This is a genomic window from Qipengyuania sp. MTN3-11 (genome assembly GCF_042851825.1).
Lineage (GTDB): Bacteria > Pseudomonadota > Alphaproteobacteria > Sphingomonadales > Sphingomonadaceae > Qipengyuania.
Genome location: NZ_BTGM01000001.1, coordinates 466871 through 486584 on the forward strand (window position 1 = coordinate 466871; position 19714 = coordinate 486584).

15 protein-coding genes are annotated in these 19714 nt (G+C 59.0%); 11 read left to right on the forward strand and 4 right to left on the reverse strand.

What is annotated here, in order from left to right:
* Positions 1–56: 56 nt before the first annotated feature.
* On the reverse strand, positions 57–383 hold the full coding sequence (locus tag ACGHN1_RS02240; protein ID WP_006834191.1) for a 2Fe-2S iron-sulfur cluster-binding protein: 327 nt from the start codon (positions 381–383) through the stop codon (positions 57–59).
* Positions 384–411: 28 nt separating this feature from the next.
* Positions 412–1674 (reverse strand): cytochrome P450, encoded by a 1263-nt coding sequence (locus ACGHN1_RS02245; protein WP_063511642.1) that lies wholly within the window; start codon positions 1672–1674, stop codon positions 412–414.
* A gap of 210 nt (positions 1675–1884) precedes the next feature.
* On the opposite strand from ACGHN1_RS02245, the gene ACGHN1_RS02250 reads away from it, so the two are divergent.
* The 11 genes from ACGHN1_RS02250 to ACGHN1_RS02300 all read left to right on the forward strand — a co-directional run bounded on the left by ACGHN1_RS02250 (position 1885) and on the right by ACGHN1_RS02300 (position 16192).
* On the forward strand, positions 1885–2604 hold the full coding sequence (locus tag ACGHN1_RS02250; RefSeq protein ID WP_225982198.1) for a FadR/GntR family transcriptional regulator: 720 nt from the start codon (positions 1885–1887) through the stop codon (positions 2602–2604).
* 50 nt (positions 2605–2654) lie between these two features.
* Positions 2655–3797, forward strand: coding sequence for a nitronate monooxygenase family protein (locus tag ACGHN1_RS02255; RefSeq protein ID WP_063511644.1), 1143 nt, complete (start codon positions 2655–2657; stop codon positions 3795–3797).
* Positions 3798–3877: 80 nt separating this feature from the next.
* Positions 3878–4570: a Coq4 family protein gene (locus ACGHN1_RS02260; RefSeq protein WP_063511645.1), complete on the forward strand. Its 693-nt coding sequence runs from the start codon at positions 3878–3880 to the stop codon at positions 4568–4570.
* Complete coding sequence (locus tag ACGHN1_RS02265; RefSeq protein ID WP_006834186.1) at positions 4567–5739, forward strand: transporter; 1173 nt, start codon at positions 4567–4569, stop codon at positions 5737–5739. Before ACGHN1_RS02260 ends, ACGHN1_RS02265 begins: the two co-directional genes overlap by 4 nt.
* Positions 5736–6212 carry a Zn-ribbon domain-containing OB-fold protein gene (locus ACGHN1_RS02270; RefSeq protein WP_006834185.1) on the forward strand — a complete coding sequence of 159 codons (477 nt, stop codon included), beginning with the start codon at positions 5736–5738 and terminating at the stop codon, positions 6210–6212. The genes ACGHN1_RS02265 and ACGHN1_RS02270 overlap by 4 nt, the downstream gene beginning before the upstream one ends.
* 6 nt (positions 6213–6218) lie before the next feature.
* Complete coding sequence (locus ACGHN1_RS02275; RefSeq protein ID WP_063506922.1) at positions 6219–7469, forward strand: acyl-CoA dehydrogenase family protein; 1251 nt, start codon at positions 6219–6221, stop codon at positions 7467–7469.
* Entirely contained in the window at positions 7469–8560 is a 1092-nt protein-coding gene (locus tag ACGHN1_RS02280; RefSeq protein WP_050599567.1) for an acyl-CoA dehydrogenase family protein, read from the forward strand. The genes ACGHN1_RS02275 and ACGHN1_RS02280 overlap by 1 nt, the downstream gene beginning before the upstream one ends.
* 63 nt (positions 8561–8623) lie before the next feature.
* Positions 8624–10234, forward strand: coding sequence for an acyl-CoA synthetase (locus ACGHN1_RS02285; RefSeq protein ID WP_006834182.1), 1611 nt, complete (start codon positions 8624–8626; stop codon positions 10232–10234).
* Positions 10231–11868, forward strand: coding sequence for an NAD(P)/FAD-dependent oxidoreductase (locus ACGHN1_RS02290; protein WP_067505813.1), 1638 nt, complete (start codon positions 10231–10233; stop codon positions 11866–11868). Before ACGHN1_RS02285 ends, ACGHN1_RS02290 begins: the two co-directional genes overlap by 4 nt.
* Positions 11865–12836, forward strand: a complete 972-nt coding sequence (locus ACGHN1_RS02295; RefSeq protein WP_050599570.1) for an alpha/beta fold hydrolase — start codon at positions 11865–11867, stop codon at positions 12834–12836. Before ACGHN1_RS02290 ends, ACGHN1_RS02295 begins: the two co-directional genes overlap by 4 nt.
* 419 nt (positions 12837–13255) lie before the next feature.
* Entirely contained in the window at positions 13256–16192 is a 2937-nt protein-coding gene (locus ACGHN1_RS02300; protein WP_067506363.1) for a TonB-dependent receptor, read from the forward strand.
* A gap of 440 nt (positions 16193–16632) precedes the next feature.
* Here the strand turns inward: ACGHN1_RS02300 and ACGHN1_RS02305 are convergent, their stop codons facing one another.
* Both ACGHN1_RS02305 and ACGHN1_RS02310 read right to left on the reverse strand, forming a co-directional pair.
* Complete coding sequence (locus ACGHN1_RS02305; protein ID WP_067506500.1) at positions 16633–18120, reverse strand: efflux transporter outer membrane subunit; 1488 nt, start codon at positions 18118–18120, stop codon at positions 16633–16635.
* Positions 18121–18157: 37 nt separating this feature from the next.
* Positions 18158–19711 (reverse strand): DHA2 family efflux MFS transporter permease subunit, encoded by a 1554-nt coding sequence (locus tag ACGHN1_RS02310; protein ID WP_063511168.1) that lies wholly within the window; start codon positions 19709–19711, stop codon positions 18158–18160.
* Between the last annotated feature and the right edge of the window lie 3 nt (positions 19712–19714).

A 19714-nucleotide genomic window follows, 5' to 3' on the forward strand; every position in this document is an offset into this window, starting at 1 on the left:
GAAGAATCAAGGAAAGACAGATAAGAATGTAGGCTACGGGGACGAGGATCCCTCCGTCAGTATTGTTGTTCGGGTAGGTGAAGAACCAATCCATCCAGCATCGGCTTCATCGGAATCTGACAGGCAAGGCGACTGTATTCAGTGGTGCCTTCGGCGAACTGCAAGAGGTCGGCCTCCATTCCATCATGCATAAGCCGACCCACCTTGTCGATCCATTCGGGATCGACATGCACATGACAGGTCGCGCAAGCACATACCCCTCCGCAATCGCCATCGATACCCGGCACGTCATTGTATAGCGCCGCTTCCCTGGCTGTCTCGCCTTCTTCTATTTCGACCTCCCGTCGCTCACCATCGCTAGCCACGAACGTAATTTTGATCATCTTGAACTCCGCATTTCGATCTCGAGAGTCAGCGGGCGCGGAGCCGCACCGGCAGCCTGGTGATTCCGCGGACGAGGTTTGAAAAAAGACGCTCTGGTTCACCTGTAACCTCGACCCGGGAAAAGCGCTTGTGAATTTCTTCCCAGATGATCCGCAGCTGCAGTTCCGCGAGCCGGTTTCCCATGCAGCGGTGAATGCCATAGCCGAATGAGAGGTGATGGCGCGGATTTTTGCGGTCGATGATGAACTGGTCCGCGCGCTCGATAGCACTCTCGTCGCGGTTGCCTGACAGGTACCACATCACCACCTTGTCGCCCTTCTTGATCTGTTTGCCGCCGATCTCCCAATCTTCCAGCGCGGTGCGGCGCATATGAGTGAGGGGGGTCTGCCAACGGATGATTTCCGGAACCATTTTGCTAATGAGCGAAGGATCCGCGTCGAGTTTCGCGTACTCGTCCGGGCTTTGGTTCAAGGCGAGCACGCCGCCGCTGATGGAATTGCGTGTTGTGTCGTTTCCACCGACGATCAGCAGCATAAGATTGCCGAGAAACTCGAGGAACGGCATGTCGCGCGTGGCGGGAGAATGAGCCATCATCGAGATGAGGTCGTTCTTCGGCTCCTCGTTTATCCGTTCGTCCCACAGAGTCTTGAAATACATCGCGCAACCGATGAGTTCTTCGCGCCGCGCCTCGTAGGATTCGACGATCCCGGTTTCAGGTGCCGCAGTTGCTACATCGGACCAGCGCGTCAGCTTGCGCCGCTCCTCCCAAGGGAAATCAAACAAGGTTGCCAGCGTCATCGTCGTCAACTCGATCGCAACCTTATCCACCCAGTCGAAATCTTCGCCAATCGGGAGTTCATCGAGAATCTCTCCCGCGCGCTTGCGGATGATCGGCTCGAGCAGTTGCAGGTTGGACGGAGCCACTGCCGGAGTCACCGCCTTGCGCTGCTGATCGTGCTTGGGCGGGTCCATCGCTATGAACATTTCAAGTTCGAGCGCGCCTTCCACCGAATGCATGTCCTGGATTGCAATTCCGCCTAGCTTCGCTTCCGAAGAGAAGACCTTATGATTGGTGTCCACCGACATGATGTCGTCGAACTTGGTAATGGACCAGTAAGGGCCGACATAGCTCTCGCGGCAGTAGTGGACAGGTTCTTCGGCGCGCAACCTGTCAAAAAATAGACCGATGGTATCGTTCTGAAACAGGCTTGGCCGGGCCACGTCGATTTCCTCGATCGGAATTGACGCGATCCTCGCCGCGGCATCCGGCTCGGCGATCTGGCTGTCCATAAGAACTATTCCTTCTACATCTCAGGCCTGATCGGCCTTCAGTCATCCTTAAGGGAGACATCTCGTGCAGTCAATAAATCGTATACTCTTTTAGTCCCTTGCAGACACCAATCCCATCGGATAGTGTGCCGATCCAGCGAAGGTTTGCTAATATCCTTATACTGTTTATTCGAGAGGTGCGGGTGTGCTGATGAGTGGCGGATGCCGGCGATGAAGAAGGCCAAGCGTGCCCTTTCTCTTGCGCAAAGCATCGTGAGGGACATCGAGGCGGGTCGCCATAACCCGGGTGACAGGCTTCCGCGCGAGGATGAAATGCTCGCGCGTTACGAGGTTGCGCGCGCAACTTTGCGGGAGGCTTTGCGGTTCCTGGAATTGCAAGGGGTCATCCATCTCCAGCTCGGCCGTGGTGGAGGTCCCGTCGTAGCCCGTCCGCAGACCGGCGATTTTGCAAGCAGTTTGTCATTGATTCTGCATTTCATGGAAGCCGATTTGCGTGGTTTGCTTGAATTGCGCGAAGCAATTGCTCCCGATGTCGCAGGGTATGCAGCCCAGCGTGCAACTACCGCTGATCTCAGCGCGTTGGCAGGGTGTCTGGCGGAATTGAGGCATCATGAAGCCTCTGATCAATTCGAGGAACTTAATCGCAGATTTCACGACTTGTTGGGTTGGGCGAGCGGCAATCCGCTGTTCGGTTTGCTGACCTCTGCGATGCATCTGTTGACCCGCGAGTTTTCCCATTCGCTGGGATATTCGGCACAGGAACGGGCGGTGCAGATGAAGTTTCTGGTGCGGGTGCTCGAGGCAGTGCGGACTGGCGACAGCGCCGCGGCCCGTCAAGCAATGAGCCGGTTGGTGGCCGGCTCTGCCGTCTATCTTTCGGAGCGCAGTCCCGAGCTGGTCTCGCAGCGGGTGCGGTGGGGGCAGCTGTAGAATTTTCAATAGTTTGAGTGTGCGTTTAGGCAAGTGGCTGGAGAGGAAGAATGGCGTTGAAGAGCCGAATATGCGAAATGCTGGGGATCCGGTACCCGATCCTGCTTGCCGGGATGGGCGGAGCGAGCGTTCCGGCGCTGGCGGCTGCGGTTTCGAATGCCGGCGGGCTCGGGGTCCTGGGTGCCGCGGCGTGTTCGCCCGATCAGTTGCGTGACTGGATTCGCCAGACCCGGGAATTGACCGACAAACCTTTCGGTGTCGATACGCTGCTCCCCGCGTCGGTCAGGCGCGGCTCTGCCCCTCAAAGCGGTGCTGCACCCCAAAATCCCATGGATCTGATGGGTGAATATCAGCAGTTCGCGCGCGACTTCATGGATCGTGAAGAGCTTCCGGAGGTCGATGCTGCCGCCGCCATGCGGGCGGCGGGCGCGCCTGAAATGGGCAAGGGCGGCCCGCAGTTGTTCTCGAAGGAATTCTTTGAGGCGCAGATGGAAGTGGTGATCGAGGAAAAGGTGCCGGTTTATGCTGCCGGCCTTGGCAATCCTGAACCCTGGATGGATCGGCTCCATGCCAATGGCACCAAGGTCATGGCGGTGATCGGCAAGGTCAAGCACGCCGAACAGGTCGTCGGGTCGGGCATCGACATGATCGTCGCGCAAGGGCACGATGGCGGAGGTCACAACTCGCCGATCGGGACTATTTCCTTGATTCCCCAGGTGGTCGACGCCGTTGGCGATCGTGTTCCTGTCCTTGGGGCCGGCGGTATCTCGGATGGCCGGGGTGTTGCCGCTGCGATGATGCTGGGGGCAGAGGGCGCGTGGGTCGGCACGGCATTTCTCGCGACCGAGGAAGCGGGCATCGAGCGCTTCCAGAAAGAGGCGATCACCGAAAGCGGCGATACCGATACGGTCGTTAGTCGATCGCTTACCGGCAAACCGGCGCGCATGATCCGGAACAAATGGGCCGACGCCTGGGTGCAGGCCGGAAAGGAACCTCTGCCGATGCCCTATCAGTCGATGATCTCCGGCCCGGTCATGGCCTCCGGGATCAAGGCCGAGCGCAAGGATGTCATCCCCGGCTTCGCGGGGCAAGGCATCGGCCTGATCGATTCGATCCGGCCTGCCGCCGAAGTGATGCGCGACCTGGTCGATGGAGCCGAGAAGGCGTTGGCGTCCGCTGGTATCTACAAGTGAAGCGCAGGAGGCAAGAAGATGGCTTACGCCAAAGGTCATGAATTGCGCCGCCCCGTAGAGCCTCTCAGAGCGCTGGGGCAATGAGGCAGTTGATTGCCGACAAGGAGGATACGGCGCAGGTGTTCCGTATCGTCAAGGCATTGTCGGGCAATTCCTATTATCGGAATTTCAATCGCTTCATGAAGTCGAGCGATGGGCGGCGTATCGCTTCCGACCGGGCCGACCTACTTGAAACCTTGTGCGATCGCAAACGCCTTGCGACCTGTGCGTCTGGCACGCTTGGCCGAGCCTACCTCGATTTTGTTTACGGGGAGGGTCTGACAGCAGAAGGTCTGGCGGAAGCCAGCGAGGCCGGAGGTCTGGAGGACCTCGGCGACCCCGATGTTTCCCTCTATCGTCGGCGCCTTCGCGATTCGCATGACCTGTTTCATGTCGTCACCGGATACGGCAGGGACGCACTGGGCGAATTGTGCGTGCTGTCCTTCGGAAACGCGCAATTCTATAATCACGGGATCGCTTTCATCGTGGGCGTCGGCATTCCCAAGATGAAACTGGAAGCTGCCCAGTTGCCAGTGGCGCGCGCTGCATTTGAAGCGTGGCGCCGGGGCCGGGCTGCAGCCGATCTGACCACCTTCTACTGGGAAGAAAATCTCGATCGTCCGTTGGAGGATGTCCGCCGCGAGTTGCGACTGCGTCCGCCGGAGACCTATCAGAGGGTGCGCGCTCTTTCCGAACAGCTCGAACGCGATTACCAGGCGGTCAGGCAGGCATGAGCTTAAGCGACAAATCGGCCATCACCGGAGTGGGCGAAACCGCTTTCGTGAAAGGCACCGAGAAAACCGCGGTCGACATGATGCTGGAAGCATCGCGCAAAGCCATAGCAGATGCAGGGCTGAAGCCGTCGGATATCGACGGCATGGTTCCTCCGCCGATCTACACCACCTCGGAAGAGATGGCGGCTAACCTCGGTATCGAAGTTCTGCGCTATGCCTCTACGGTCCACATGGGCGGGGCGAGCCCTACCACGGCACTCCAGAACGCCGCGATGGCAATTGCCAGCGGCTTATGCGACCATGTGCTGGTGACGCTCGGGTGGAACGGTTATTCCGCCTTGCGGCCCAAGCCTGGCGCACCGCCGACGCGGCCGATGAACATGAACACCCTGACGAATACGATCCAAGGCTATTACATTCCGTATGGCGTGTTCCTGCCGGTGCAGATGTATGCCTGGCTCGCCACCCGGCACTCCCGAATTTACGATATCGGCCCGGAAGCGATGGCGGCCGTTGCACTGGCGTGCCGTCGCCATGCGCAGATGAATCCGCAGGCCTTCACTTATGGCCGGGAACTGGATGCCGAAACCTACCATTCCGCGCGCTGGATATCCGAACCCTTTCGCCTCTACGATTGCTGTCTGGAGACTGACGGGGCATGCGCAGTCGTGGTTTCGCGAATAGACCGCGCCAGGGACATGCCGCATGTTCCCGTGAGCATCGCCGGTGCGGCTGAAGGGCATCCTTACCCCGCCGACGATATCCCTTCGCGTCCCGACCCCTTCAAGATCGGCCTGAGCTACGCCGCGCCGCGCGCGTTCGAAATGGCGGGGGTCGATCGCGAAGACATGGATTTTCTGCAGATCTACGACTGCTTCACCTACGTGGTTCTCCTTCAGCTGGAGGCCCTGGGCTATTGCGAACCAGGTGGACAGGCAGAGTTCGTCGCGAATGGCCAGATCGAGCTGGGCGGGCGCTATCCCGTCAACACCCATGGCGGCCTGCTGAGCGAGGCCCATGTTTGGGGACTGAACCATGTCGTCGAGGCGGTGCGTCAGTTGCGCCACGATTGTGGGGAGCGGCAGGTCGAAGGCGCCCAGACCGGCCTGGTGACCGGCTGGGGCGATCTGGGTGACGGCAGTATAGCGATTTTGAGGAGGTTTGCGTGAGCGACGAGAAAGATCTGCCGCCCAAGATGCGCCCCTCGGCGCAGGCCGCACCAGCCAAGCCAAAGCCGCGCCCGCAGGATCCGGTGGAGCAGGAATTCTGGAACCGGTGTCAGGACGGCAACCTTTACTTCCAGCAGTGCGAAGGATGCGGCAGTTTTCGGCATTTGCCGCGCTATATGTGCGCCCGATGCGGTTCTCCTGAATGGTCGTGGGAGCGTAGCACCGGCAATGGCACGCTGTTTTCCTGGACGGTGACCCATCAGGCACTGCATCCCGCCTTCGCCGGCGAGATTCCCTTCATCGCTGCGGTGGTGGAACTGGAGGAGGGAGTGCGCATGGCAACCCGGCTGGTCGATTGCGCGCTCGACGAGCTTGAGCTCGATCTGCCGGTCACGCTGGATTTCGAGCCGATCTCCGAAGATTTTCGCCTGCCAGTATTCCGACCCGTCGCGATCGCGCGCGCAGAAGGATAGACCAAGATGGATCTCGACTACGGACCCCAGTATGACGCGTTTCGCGAGGAAGTGCGCCAGTTCCTGCAAACCCACGGTCACCGCGCACCCGATGGCCAAGGCCGTGCCGCGCGCCCTTCCCCCGAAGCCGTCGAATGGCAAAAGCTGTTGATCCTGCATGGTTACACGGCGCGTACGATTCCCAAGGAATACGGCGGATACGGAGCCGAGCCGGACATCCTGAAATCGCGGATCATTGCCGAGGAATTTTCGCGCGCTGGCATCCCCGCAGGCCTTGCGAACCAGGGCATTTCCATGCTCGTTCCCACGCTGCTGGAACTCGGAACCGAAGCCCAGAAACGGCAATGGATCGAGCCGACCCTAAATGGCGAGATAGTCTGGTGTCAGGGATATTCGGAACCTGGAGCGGGATCGGACCTCGCCGCGCTCAAGACCAGCGCCCGCGTCGAAAATGGCGACTTTGTCATCAACGGACAGAAGATCTGGACCAGCACGGCCAAGCAGGCGGACATGATCTTTTGCCTTGTTCGGACCGAACCGGACGCGCCCAAGCACGGCGGCATCTCCTACTTGATCTTCTCGATGGACACACCAGGGATCGAGGTCCGACCACTCAAGACCATGACCGGTCATGCCGAGTTCAATGAAACGTTCTTTACCGACGTGCGGGTTCCCCTGGATCAGATCGTCGGGCAGCGCGGGCAGGGGTGGTACGTGGCCAATGCCACACTGGGCCATGAACGTGGCATGCTGGGCGACCCCGATGCACTGGAAAACCGGCTCCAGGCGCTGGTCAGGCTGATGCAAAAAGAACGCATCGGCCAGGGTTGCGCAATGGACAACGCCGTTCTGCGTGACCGGCTGGTTGCATTGCAAGCCGAAGTCGCGGCGATGAAATTCAACGGCATGCGCATCCTGTCGAACAGCCTTAGGGGGGATGCCGGCGGCATGGCGAAACTTGTCGTGAAGCTGCAGAGCTGTGAGCTCGCCCATCAGATTTCCGCGCTCGCGATCGACGCAATGGGCGAGATGGGCATACTCTATCACGGAAGCGAGCGCGAGCGCGAAGACGGTGCCTGGCAGTGGAACTACATGTTCCAGCTTGGTCTGATCATCGGTGGAGGCACCGCCCAGATCCAGAAGAACATCATCGCCGAACGCGGGCTGGAAATGCCGCGCGAACCCAAGTTCGCAACGCCTCCCGCCGTCGAACAGGCGACGGCCGTTGCAAGCGGGCAGAATAAGGGAGCCGCCTGATGGATTTCGGACTTTCGCAAGACCAAGAGATGCTCTGCGACGCGATCAGCCGCACTCTTGCTGATACTTGTCCGCTCGATCATGTGCGCGAATGCGCGGAGGGCTCGGTTCCCTTCAGCGACAACGTGCGTTCGGCGCTGGGCGAAATCGGCATTTGGGGAATGATGGTTCCCGAGCAACATGACGGGCTCGGGATGACAATGCTCGATGCCGCCGCTGTGGCCGAGCAGCTCGGCTATGCCGTCGCGCCGGTGCCTTTTATCGGTGCCCATGTACTGGCACCCCTTGCGCTGGCACAGGGCGGTAGCGAGGAGTTGAAGGCGCACTGGCTGCCGAGGATAGCGAAGGGCGAGGCGCAAATCGCCGTCGCGATCGCGGAAACGGTGGAGATCCGGGACCGGGCAGGCGTGGACTTCGACGGCGCAAAGCTCGACGGAACGGCTTTGTTCGCGCTCGACTTCCTGGAAGCCGACGCGTTTCTGGTAGCCGATACCGCCGGTCGTATGCACTTCGTAGCTGGCGATGCTGCGGGTCTGGAGAAGGTTGCTCTCAAAACGATCGACCGCACCCGGAGCGTAGGGGAGCTGCGGTTTTCTGGCGTAGCGGGCGAGGCTCTCGCGGACGATGGTGGGGCCACAGTCAGGCGCCTGCGGGACGCCGGCCGGGTGCTCCTGGCCGCCGATAGCCTCGGTGCGGGCCAGGCTATGATCGAAAAAGCGGTCGACTATGCCGGGCAGCGCGAACAGTTCGGACGAGTGATCGGCAGCTTCCAGGCGGTCAAGCATATGTGCGCGGAAATGGCTGCCCGCCATGAACCATGCCGTTCGCTGGTCTGGTATGCCGCCCATGCGTTCGATGCGACGCCCGACGAGGCTTCGCTGGTGGCATGCCATGCCAAATCACATACGGGCGAAGTCCACCGTTTTGTCGCCCGAACCTCAACCGAGGTGCATGGGGGGATGGGTTTTACCGATCTCCTAGGTCTGCATTTCTGGTTCAAGCGAATCGGTTTCGACCGCCAGGTTCTGGGAAGTCCCGAAGCGGTCCGGGCCGAAGCAGCGGCCTTGCAGGGGTGGACGCAGGTCGCATGAGACGATGAATTAGGCGCACGCTACCGACAAAATCGTGGCCACCAAGGAGAGAGGAATTAATACGTGATCGACTGGAACCTTGGCGACATCCTTGATGCAATCGAACCTGCGGTCCCGGAAGATGCTCCGGCGCTGATTCACGGCGACCGGATCATTAGCTGGCCCGAAATGTCGAAGCGTTCGAACAATTTGGCGCGCAATCTGCGCGCGCAAGGTGCAGGCGACGGGGCGAAGATAGCCTTCTACATGCGCAACCGTTCCGAATACGGGGAATTGATGGCCGCGTGCTTCAAGGGCCGCCTCACGCACGTGAACATCAATTATCGTTACCGTCCCGAGGAGGTTTTCTACATCTTCGACGATTCCGATAGCGAGGTAATTGTTTACAGTTCCGAGTTCCGCGACTGCATTCTTGAACTGAAGGAACGGTTGACCAAGGTTCATACATTTGTAGAAATCGGCGATGCTTCGCAGATCGCTTCCTTCGCGCTTCCTTACGAAAAACTTGTAGAAGGTAACGGCGCGCCTCTCGATATCGAGCGTTCTCCCGATGACCTGCTGTTCATATATACAGGCGGTACCACCGGCATGCCCAAGGGCGTGATGTGGCGACACGATGATATGCGCAAGGCTCAGCTCGACGCGCAAAAGCTGCTGGGTCCGGTTCCCCAGACCATGGAGGAAATGGTGGCCCTGGTGAAGCAGGGCGAGCTTGCGCGCATCACTTTGCCGGCGTGCCCGCTGATGCATGGAACCGGGTTCATTACTGCTATCGGCACGCTCATGTCGGGCGGGGCCATCGTCACGCTGTCCGATCCATCCTTCGACGCGGAAGAATTGTGGGATGCGGTGGACCAGCACAAGGTGCAGAGCATCGCCATTGTCGGTGACGCTTTTGCCAAACCCATGCTGCAGGCGCTGGACGCCCACCCGAAGCGCTGGGACACGAGCAGCCTGATTTCGATCATCTCGTCCGGCGTCATGTGGAGTAAACAGGTAAAGGCGGGCCTGTGCAAACATATCCCCCAGGTCATCCTCATGGACAGTTTTGGCGCTTCGGAAGGGCTGGGCTACGGCTTGTCGGTGACGACCGCACAGGGCGGCACCAACACCGCGAAATTCGGGATCGGGGAATTTTGCGACGTATTCGACGAGAACGACCGGAAGGTCGAGGCGGGGAGCGGCGTGCCCGGCTTTATTGCCCGCAAGGGCGCAATCCCCACAGGATACTACAAGGACCCGGAAAAGTCGGCCAAGACTTTCAGGACGATCGATGGCGTGCGTTACTCCATCCCGGGCGACTGGTGCCGGGTGGAATCCGATGGAAGCCTGACCTTGCTGGGCCGCGGCAGCGTCTGCATCAACACCGCAGGTGAAAAGGTTTACCCCGAGGAGGTGGAGGAAGTGCTCAAAACCCATCCCGCCATTGCCGACGCGCTTGTCGTCGGGGTGCCTGACGAAAAATGGGGCGAAGCGGTGACCGCTGTGGTGCATTTGACCCAGGATGCGGACTTCGACGCGCAAGCGATCAAGGATCACGTGCGCCAGCAACTGGCAGGTTACAAAACGCCCAAGGCGATTTGCCCAACGCAAACCGCCTTGCGCGCGTCAAACGGCAAGGCGGATTATACTACGGCTAAAGACATCGCGAAAGCGGGTGCCGGGGCCTCGTGAGCCATTCGCCCCCTCCTGACTATGATGTCGTAATCGTCGGGGCCGGGTTCAGCGGAATATACCTGCTTTACAAGCTGCGTCAGGCGGGGTTCGATGTTCTGCTGGTAGACGCAGCGGAGCAGCCGGGCGGAATCTGGTACTGGAACCGCTATCCGGGAGCACGGGTCGATTCCCAGGTTCCACTTTACGAATTTTCCATTGCGGAAGTATGGAAAAGCTGGACGTGGAGCGAACGATTTCCAGGCTGGGAAGAACTGCGCGCCTATTTCCTCCACGTCTGCGATACGCTCGACCTCTGGCCGGCAATGCGAATGAAAACACGGGTCGAAAGCGCGCCGTTCGATGAAGACACCGCCTGCTGGCGATTGAAGCTCGACGATGGCGGAAAAGTAAGCGCGCGTTTCCTCTTGCCGGCGCTGGGGTTCGCCTCGAAACCCTACATTCCCGATATCCCGGGCCTTAGCGATTTCGAAGGCGAATGGTGCCATACCGCCCGCTGGCCGCAGGAAGGCATCGACCTTTCCGGCCGCCGGATCGCCCTGATCGGCACGGGTGCCAGCGGCGTACAGGTGGCGCAGGAGGCGGCAAGCTGTGCGGAGCAGCTGACGCTTTTTCAGCGAACCCCGATTCTCGCCCTTCCCATGCGGCAGGAAAAACTGGACGCTGATCGTCAGCTTCGCGAAAAATCCGAATATCCCGCTGTCTTCCAGAAAAGGCTTACGACAAGTGGCGGTTTCGAATGCCAATCGCTGGACATCTCGGCCCTGGCTGTGACCGAGGAAGAGCGGACTACGCATTTCGAGGATTTGTGGCAGCGAGGAGGGTTGCGCTTCTGGTATCATAATTTCGCTGACATACTGACGAACGAGGACGCCAATCGCCACGCCTACGAGTTCTGGCGTGACGAGGTGCGCGAGCGGATCTGCGACCCGACCATTGCCGAGAAGCTCGCTCCCGATGAGCCGCCACATCCCTTCGGGACCAAGCGACCATCGCTCGAACAGAATTATTACGAGATCTTCGCACAAGACAATGTGACGCTGGTCGATCTGAACGACACCGCGATCACTCGCGTCACCGAGGCCGGGATAGAAACAGCCACTGGCATGATCCCGTGCGATCTCATTGTCTTCGCGACCGGCTTCGATGCCGGTCGTGGCGGGCTCATCGACATGAACATCACCGGCCGCGGTGGGCTGGCGCTGGCAGAAGCATGGAAGAGTGAGATCAAAGCCTATCTGGGCATGGCCGTCGCCCAATTTCCGAACATGCTGTTCGCCTACGGCCCGCTCAGCCCTTCAGGCTTTTCCAACGGTCCGACAAGCGCCGAAATCCAGGGTGACTGGATCTGCGATTTCCTGATCTGGCTGCGCGATAACAGGATCGGCCTTTTCGAAGCCGATGCGCTGGCCGAGCGAAGCTGGACCGATATGGTCGCCCAAGTAGGGTCGATGACGCTCTTCCCCAAGGCTGAATCGTGGTACATGGGCGCCAATATTCCCGGCAAACCCCGACAACTGATCAATTTCCCCAGCGTATCTGGTTACGCCGATCTATGCCACGATGTCGCACGGCACGATTATCGTGGTTTTATCAGGAATACACTATCCGGTATGGAGACTGCGCCGAAATGAATGAAATGAAACCAATCCACGACGGGTCAACAGATATTGATCCCGTATGGGCCGGCGACGGGGCGGATATACCCGAATGGTTCGCCTGGGCGCTGAGCGTGCCCCGTGAGGAAGGCTTCGTAGAGGTTGGTGGCGCGCGGGTGCATTATCTTCGCTGGGGCAGGCGTGACCGGCCCAAATTGCTCATGACTCACGGTTTTCTCGCCCATGCCCGCTGCTTTGCCTTCATCGCACCGTACCTTGCCGAAGACTACGACGTGGTGGCGTTCGATCTGGCCGGTATGGGCGATAGCGAGATGCGCGGCGTGGCCGATATAGCTGCGCGGGGAAAGGAATTTGTCGAGATCAGCGAAGCGCTCGATTTGTTTGCGGATGGAAGCAGACCGACGATCATCGCCCATAGCTTCGGCTCGGGTGCAGCGCTGACCGCCGTTTCCCAATCGCCGGATGCCTTCGCCGGCGTTATTGTCTGCGATCTCATGGTGATGCGGCCCGAAAAGCTGGAGAAATACTGGACCATGGGCAGATCGAGCCCCGGGTCGGGTAATCCTGACAAACCGGTGCGACGCTACCCCACCTACGAAGCGGCGCGCGAGAGGTATATCCTGTCGCCGCCGCAGGCAGTTGGTGAGCCGTTCCTGATGGATTACATGGCCTATCACTCTCTCCGCCGCGATGGCGAGGAGTGGACATGGAAGTTTTCTCCCGAAGTGTTCCGGCGCAGCAACAAGCCCGACGAATGGCTGACAGTAGGCCAGAGGCTGGTCGATGCGCCCGGGCGCAAAGCGATTGTGTACGGCGAGAAAAGTCAGCTCTTTGATCGCGATTCCGCCCGCTATATCCGGGAACTGGGAGGGGGAAAGATACCAATTGTTGCAGTGCCCGATGCACGCCATCATCTCATGCTGGATCAGCCGCTCGCGTTCGTCGCTGCGCTTCGGGCGGTACTGGCCTTTTGGAGCCTCTGAGATCCCCCATACTAAGAGGCTGGTTCCTGGTCAGAGGCCAGCGAGATGGGGGCAAAGGGCGTTCATATTCATCTTGTACTATATCCGAACCATTGTCGCCGTCGGCACGACGAACGCTTCGTTGGTCTCGATGCCAGCTGGGGCAAAAGCTTTATCGGGAGCAACTCGCTTAGCGCGCCAACCATTGCTGATCTTTAGCAAACGTTCACTCCGCGTGCGATCTGGATCGTGGCCCATGGGGTCAAAAGATAAGGCGCTTTACTAATATCACGCGGACGTATATGCCCATGGACGGGGATTGGGCTAATTCTTTCCCTCTCCTCTCCACAGACTAAGGGGCGACCCTCGAGGTCGCCCCATTTTGCAGTAAGCGGCGGAGCCAATTATCGTCGCACTGAAGAGATGGGAAGGGATGCTATATGACACTGAGAGCGATGGTGCTCGCCACTTCGGCCATCTTGGCTTGGCCGCAGATGGCTTTAGCGCAGGATTCCACAACTGATGAGGCGGAACCCCAAGGATCCGTAATCATCGTGACGGCCCAACGCCAATCTCAAAGTCTGCAAGAGGTGCCGATCGCGGTCAGTGCCTTCGATGCTACGGCTCTCGAAAGCCAGCAGATCGAAAACGCTGCTGACCTTCAATTGACGCTCCCGAACGTCTCATTTTCGAAGGGCAACTTCACCGGGTCGTCCTTCACCATCCGTGGTATCGGCGATCTTTGTGTTGGTGTGACGTGTGACGCAGCGACGGCTATCCATATCAATGGTTCCCCTCTTTTTGGTACCCGGCTGTTCGAAACAGAATATTTTGACCTTGAGCGAATTGAGGTCCTACGGGGGCCGCAGGGCACCCTCTTCGGCCGCAACGCTACCTCGGGTGTTGTCAACCTTGTGACAGCCAAGCCTGACCTCGGTTCTTTCGGCGCGGCCGGAGAGTTCGAGTATGGGAATTACAACAGCATCAAGGCCGAGGGGGTGGTCAATGTCCCGATCGGCGATTCTATCGGCGTTCGGGTAGCCGGATTCTTTCTGAATCGCGACGGTTACACCACAAACCTTTTCGACAATTCGGATGTCGACGACCGAGACATGTACGCTGTTCGTGGTTCTCTTCGTTTTGAACCCGGTGCCGATACCACTCTCGACTTCATGGCATATTATTTCAGGGAAGATGACACCCGTTTACGTAATCAAAAGCAGGCCTGCCAGCGTGACCCGCTCGGCGTGCTGGGTTGTCTGAACAATCGCCGCGACTTTGACATCACCAATGCCAATTCCACAGTCGGCGCAACGCTCAGTTCGCAAGAGTTCTTCGCTATTCAGGGAATTCCCTCAGTACTGGGATTGGGAAGCCTGTACGGCCCCGATGCATTTGCAGGATTCGATAAGCCCGACGATGTGCGCACGGTAAACACGGCGTATACTCCATTCTATTTTGCCGATGAAGTGCAGCTACAGGCCCGTCTCGAGCAGCGCATCGGAGCTATGACACTGACTGCAACCGGTCTTTATCAGGACACCGAAGTCGATTCCCGGCAGGACTACTTTCTGGGCATTCAGGATCGTACCGCCTTTGCTACGGCCTTGAACGTGTTGTCCGGCTTCGCGGCCAACGGTTTGCCTACCGGCCTCCCCGCACCTGCACCGGCGTTCGTGCCAGGTTCGTCGGCGTATTTTACCCCGATTGTGGAGGCTCTCATCCCCAATGGCCCAGGGGGCGTATTGTGCACCTCCGATAACGATGATGGGAACAGGGGCGCGTTCGAAGGTAATGTATTGTGCGGCGAAACGCCGCTATCCTTCGACAGGTCTTCAGAGCAACGCGAATCCTGGAGCGGCGAAATCCTCCTTTCCAGTGATTTCGACGGAGCATTCAATTTCCTGCTCGGAGGGATCTATGCAAAGTCCAAGACTACCGACAACAGTTACTATGTAAACTCATTCGCGCTTGACTACGCCAGTGCCATTCTGGGATCGTTTGGTACTTTGGCAGGCGGTGCACCGCCATCCTACTTCGCAACATCCATGTACCGCAACAATTCTCTCGAGGCTAATCTTGAGAGCTTCGGTGTGTTCGGGGAGATCTACGTCGACCTGACCGAGCGTCTGACCTTCACCGGAGGTTTGCGGTATAACGACGACAAGAAAGACGTGACTGCGCGCACGACCTTGATTAGCTTCCTCAATCCTTACGCGAATGACGGGGAGCCGTTCGACAGCCCGATCACTCCCTTAACCGGTCCCTCTGGTCTTTTTGATGCCGATCCTGGTACGCCAGGTGAGCAGCTGACGCAATTTAGAGAAGTAGGTTTCGATGAAATAACCGGGCGTGCGGTGCTCGACTACGAAGTTACGCCTGACAATTCGATTTACGCATCTTATGCCAGGGGCTATAAATCCGGGGGTATCAACCCGCCCCTTTCGCCCGTTTTCGATGTGGCTGAAAGCTTCGGATCAGAAACCATCGACGCATTTGAAATCGGATCGAAAAATACCTTTGCGAATGGCGCACTGCAATTAAACGCTACTGCATTCTACTATAAGTATAGCGGGTTGCAGCTTAGCCGCATCGTCGCCCGTACCTCAGTTAATGATACTATCGATGCCGATATCTGGGGTGTGGAACTAGAGTCCGTTATCCGGCCCGATCCCGATTGGCTTGTCAACTTGACGTTCAGTTATCTCAACGCGGAAGTTGCCGGCGACCAGTTCTTCTCCAATCCGCGCGACCCGGGTGGCGGCGATCCTGATGCCGTCATCATCAAGGATATCAGCAACGGTGCTAATTGTGCCGTAACCGGGCCAGCCCCCGGCGTGGCCGACGCATTCGTCGCCGGAGTGAACGCAGCTCTGGGTCTTCGTGGTCCCGAAGAATTTCCTAACGACGGCAATCTTGCGTCAAGCGGCGCATTCAGCATTTGCGATGTCTTGGCCGGAGCCGTTCCGGCGGGCAGCGGCCTTGCGGTATTAAGCCCTGGCGTAGAGGTCAACTTAAAAGGGAACAAGTTGCCGCAGGCCCCCGAAATGAAGGTTTCGATGGGTGTGCAGTACACCGCCACTTTCGACAATGGCATGACTCTGGTTCCTCGCGTGGACGTAGCGCTGACTGGTGAGCAATACGGCAATATCTTTAACGGCAGGGTCAACCGGATCGAGCCATTCGTGCAAGCCAACGCGATCGTGCAGTTGAACAGTGCGGATGAGCGTTGGTTCGTGCGCGGATTTGTTCAGAACATTTTCGACAGCAGCTCGGTGACAGGCTTGTACTTGACCGACGCATCCTCGGGGAATTTTACCAATATCTACACTTTGGATCCTCGTAGATATGGTGTTGCTTTGGGGTTCAGTTTCTAACAGGTCCAGATCGTGTTGGCGGGGAGATTGGTGGTCCTCCCAACGACCCGAACGGACAGTGCCAGCTAGTTCGTATTTCGACCCATGACTTTATAGCTTTTCCAGAGCGGCGTAATGCTCGATGACCGCCTCGTAAGCCTACCGACAAGGCGGTCATCGAACCGGCCAAATGCGAGCTGCACTCGAAATGCTTTTACGATCGCTCGTTGATGTCGCTACGAGATGCTCGCGGAAAGCTTAAGGCCTTACATAGATACGACAATGAAGAGTCACCGAATAGTGCAATCGGGATATCCGATGGTGATACTGGCAAACGCACTCTGCGAAAGGCGGAAACATGCTGACCCCTATGATCCAAGATTGGGTCAAAGTGCACGAGGTGCTGACGCGTTAGGAAAAGTTGGAAGGGGCTGCGGGGCAGACTTCTGAGAAAACTTATCCTAACTCTGTTCAGGTTTCATAACTGATTTTCGATCGACCGGAGCAGGCTCAACCGACGTGCGATTGTCGCGAGACAATTCGACCCATCCCAACCCAAGCGACTTCTGGATCGCGATCCAGCCATTTGTCATGGCGGCGATCGCCCGATCGAGATTTGCTCTGGCCTGTTCGCGCTTGCGGATCGAAGTGTTGAGTTCGCCTTGCGAGATTACCCCCGCGGCGCGGCGTTGCTCGTTAAGCTCCGCAGCCGTGTCGGCCTGTCGACTGATCTGCGCCAGCGCGGCTACGTTGGCTCTTTGTTGCCCGAACCGGGCAAGCGATTGTTCGGCGTCGCGCAGTGCGCCAAGGACCACTTCAACATAACGCGCTTCGGCCTCGTCGCGCGCACTCTCGGCCTGATCGATCGATGCTGCCGTGCGGCCGAAATCAAGCAGGTTCCACTGTAGCCGCGGCAAAGCGATTGCCGATAAGTTGCCCGGGTCCAGGATGTCGTCGGGCTCCGATCCGCCCAAACCGAGAATCCCCATGAAGGAAATCTTGGGGAAGCGAGCAGCCTCTGCCACGCCAATCCGCGCATTCGCCGCGGCCAGCATGCGTTCGGCGGCTCGAACATCCGGCCGCCGCGCTATTAGCGCTGCGGGATCGCCCACCGCGACCCGTTCGGGGGGAAGCGGAATTTCGGCCTGAGCCGCCAGGAGCCCGTCGAGTGCGCCGGGCGCTTCGCCCGTCAGCACCGCGAGCGTGTCTTTGAATACATCGATGTCCGCTTGAGCTTCCGCGATCTGCGACTTGAGCAGTTCGAGCTCGGCGTTCGCGTTACCGACCGGGAACAGCGCGAGAGCGCCCTGTGTATAGCGCTGATAGGTCAATTCGAGAATTTGCTGCTGCAAGTCGCGCTCTCGCTGGACAAGCTCGAGCCGCCCTTGCGCTTCTCGCAGGCTCACATACGCCCGCGCGATTTCGGCGGCGAGCTGGACTTTCGCATCCTCGGCGTTCGCCACCGAGGCCGCAGCCTGAGCGTTAATGGCCTCGACACGCCGTGCCTGCCCCCCAGCGAAATCGATCTCCCAGTTTGCGTTGAGCCCGAGGTTGTAGACGCTGAGGCTGTCCTGCTCTTCGGTGTCTGCAGGAGCGCCGGGCGATCCCGGGGGCGGGCCGCTGCCGATATCTAGCCCTGGGATATTCGCCTGGACCGCAGTCGCCTGCGCAGCCACGGCGGGTAGCCGGTTGGCGCGCTCCTGGCGGACAGAAGCCCTTGCCTGTTCGATGCGAGCGCGCGCTGCGGCCACGCCCGGATTGCCGGCCAGCGCACGCGCCTCAAGTTCATTGAGAACCGGATCGCCGAGCAGCGTCCACCAGTCGCCGGCAATCGGCGCCAACGGATCGATTTCGGGGCCGGCCCGTACGAACGCATTGCCTGCGTCGGTCGCAAGTTGCGGGGGGCCGGCATAGTCGGGACCGGACATGCAACCCGCGAGGAGCGCCATGGGAGCGAGGAGGGTTAGGGTCTTGCGCATAGAGTTCTCAGTGCATCGAAAGGGATAAGTTCTTCGGGAGAGGCTTGAGGAACAGTACCAGCGGCACCGTGACCAGGGTAATCGCGCCCATGGCGAAAAAGACATCGTTGTAGGTCATCACGAACGCATCGCGCTGAATGATGCCGGAAAGCATCTCCAGCGCGGCCTGTGGATTGCCCAACGACGCCGTCATGGTGTCCAGGTATTCCTGTAGCCGGGGGCTGTTGGCGTTGAGAGTTTCTTCCATCCGCCGACTATGATGCCACAGGCGCTGGTCCTGGAACGAAGCAAGCCCGGCGAGCGCGAAAGAGCCCCCTAGGTTTCGCGCCGCGTTGAAGATGCCCGAAGCATCGCCGGCATCCTCCTTGGCAACCGAAGCTACCGTCGCCTGGTTGAGGAACATCATCGTGAGGATCATGCCGATGCCGCGCAGGAACTGGCTTTCGGTGAACACTCCACCTCCCGATTCCGCTGTCAGATTTATGCTGACGAAACAGCTTAGCGCCATGATGAACATGCCCGCGCCGACCGCAATGCGGATGTGAATCCTGCGGATCATGAACGGGAGAACGGGCATCAACAGGAAAGCCGGAACGCCCATCCAGAAGATCACAAGTCCGGTCTGCAAGGCATTATAATCGGAAATTATCGCGAGAAATTGCGGGATCACGTAGGTCGAGCCATACATGACCATGCCAAGCGCCAGTGCCATCACCACGACGCTGGCAAACTGCCTGCTGAGCATCAGGCGCAATTTGAGCACGGGTTTGCGCGCGTAAAGCTGTCCGTAGGTCAGAAGTGCAAAACCCACGACCGTCATCAGTGTGAGCTGGACGATCAGCGTGGAATCGAACCACTCCTCACGGTGGCCTTCTTCCAGAACGATGGTCAGCCCACCCAACCCAAGGATCATACCAGCTATTCCCGCCCAATCAGCCTCGCGCAGGTAAACCCAGTCGGGCTTTTCATGGGGTAACCCGATGAATAGTAAAGCAAGGAGCAACGCGCAGACGGGCACGTTGACGAAGAAGGCGTAGTGCCAGCTCAGGTTCTCGGTAAGCCAGCCCCCCACCAACGGGCCCATTACCGGCCCAAGAACCACGGTCATTCCGAAGAGCGCCATGCCAATCGGCTGTTGCGATGGAGGCAGTCGCTTTGCGACGATGGTCATGGCGGTTGGAATAAGCGCGCCGCCCATGAACCCTTGACCGGTGCGACCGATGATCATCGTCGTCAGATCGGTGGCAATGCCGCACAACACCGAAAAGGCCGTGAAGGCAGAAACCGCGACGATGAGCAGCGTGCGAAGGCCGAGCAGTCTTTCCAGCCACGCGCTCAGAGGGATGATGATGATCTCGGCAACAAGGAAGGCTGTCGCGATCCAGGTGCCTTCGGTTCCGGTCGCGCCGATTTCCCCCTGGATCGTCGGCAGCGCCGAATTGACGATCGAGATGTCAAGCGTTGCCAGCATCGCCCCCAGCGCACCGGCGGCTACGGCGATCCAGGCCGTAGCATCGGCCTTTTCGACCGGCGGCGAAACCGCTGCAGCGGCGCCTGCCATCGG

Coding starts and splice junctions, on each gene's coding strand:
- ACGHN1_RS02305 (WP_067506500.1), bottom strand. CDS start 18,120: ATGGCGCTCCTCGCGGGTTGCATGTCCGGTCCCGACTATGCCGGCCCC.
- ACGHN1_RS02250 (WP_225982198.1), top strand. CDS start 1,885: ATGAAGAAGGCCAAGCGTGCCCTTTCTCTTGCGCAAAGCATCGTGAGG.
- ACGHN1_RS02300 (WP_067506363.1), top strand. CDS start 13,256: ATGACACTGAGAGCGATGGTGCTCGCCACTTCGGCCATCTTGGCTTGG.
- ACGHN1_RS02240 (WP_006834191.1), bottom strand. CDS start 383: ATGATCAAAATTACGTTCGTGGCTAGCGATGGTGAGCGACGGGAGGTC.
- ACGHN1_RS02255 (WP_063511644.1), top strand. CDS start 2,655: ATGGCGTTGAAGAGCCGAATATGCGAAATGCTGGGGATCCGGTACCCG.
- ACGHN1_RS02280 (WP_050599567.1), top strand. CDS start 7,469: ATGGATTTCGGACTTTCGCAAGACCAAGAGATGCTCTGCGACGCGATC.
- ACGHN1_RS02295 (WP_050599570.1), top strand. CDS start 11,865: ATGAATGAAATGAAACCAATCCACGACGGGTCAACAGATATTGATCCC.
- ACGHN1_RS02260 (WP_063511645.1), top strand. CDS start 3,878: ATGAGGCAGTTGATTGCCGACAAGGAGGATACGGCGCAGGTGTTCCGT.
- ACGHN1_RS02310 (WP_063511168.1), bottom strand. CDS start 19,711: ATGGCAGGCGCCGCTGCAGCGGTTTCGCCGCCGGTCGAAAAGGCCGAT.
- ACGHN1_RS02265 (WP_006834186.1), top strand. CDS start 4,567: ATGAGCTTAAGCGACAAATCGGCCATCACCGGAGTGGGCGAAACCGCT.
- ACGHN1_RS02275 (WP_063506922.1), top strand. CDS start 6,219: ATGGATCTCGACTACGGACCCCAGTATGACGCGTTTCGCGAGGAAGTG.
- ACGHN1_RS02245 (WP_063511642.1), bottom strand. CDS start 1,674: ATGGACAGCCAGATCGCCGAGCCGGATGCCGCGGCGAGGATCGCGTCA.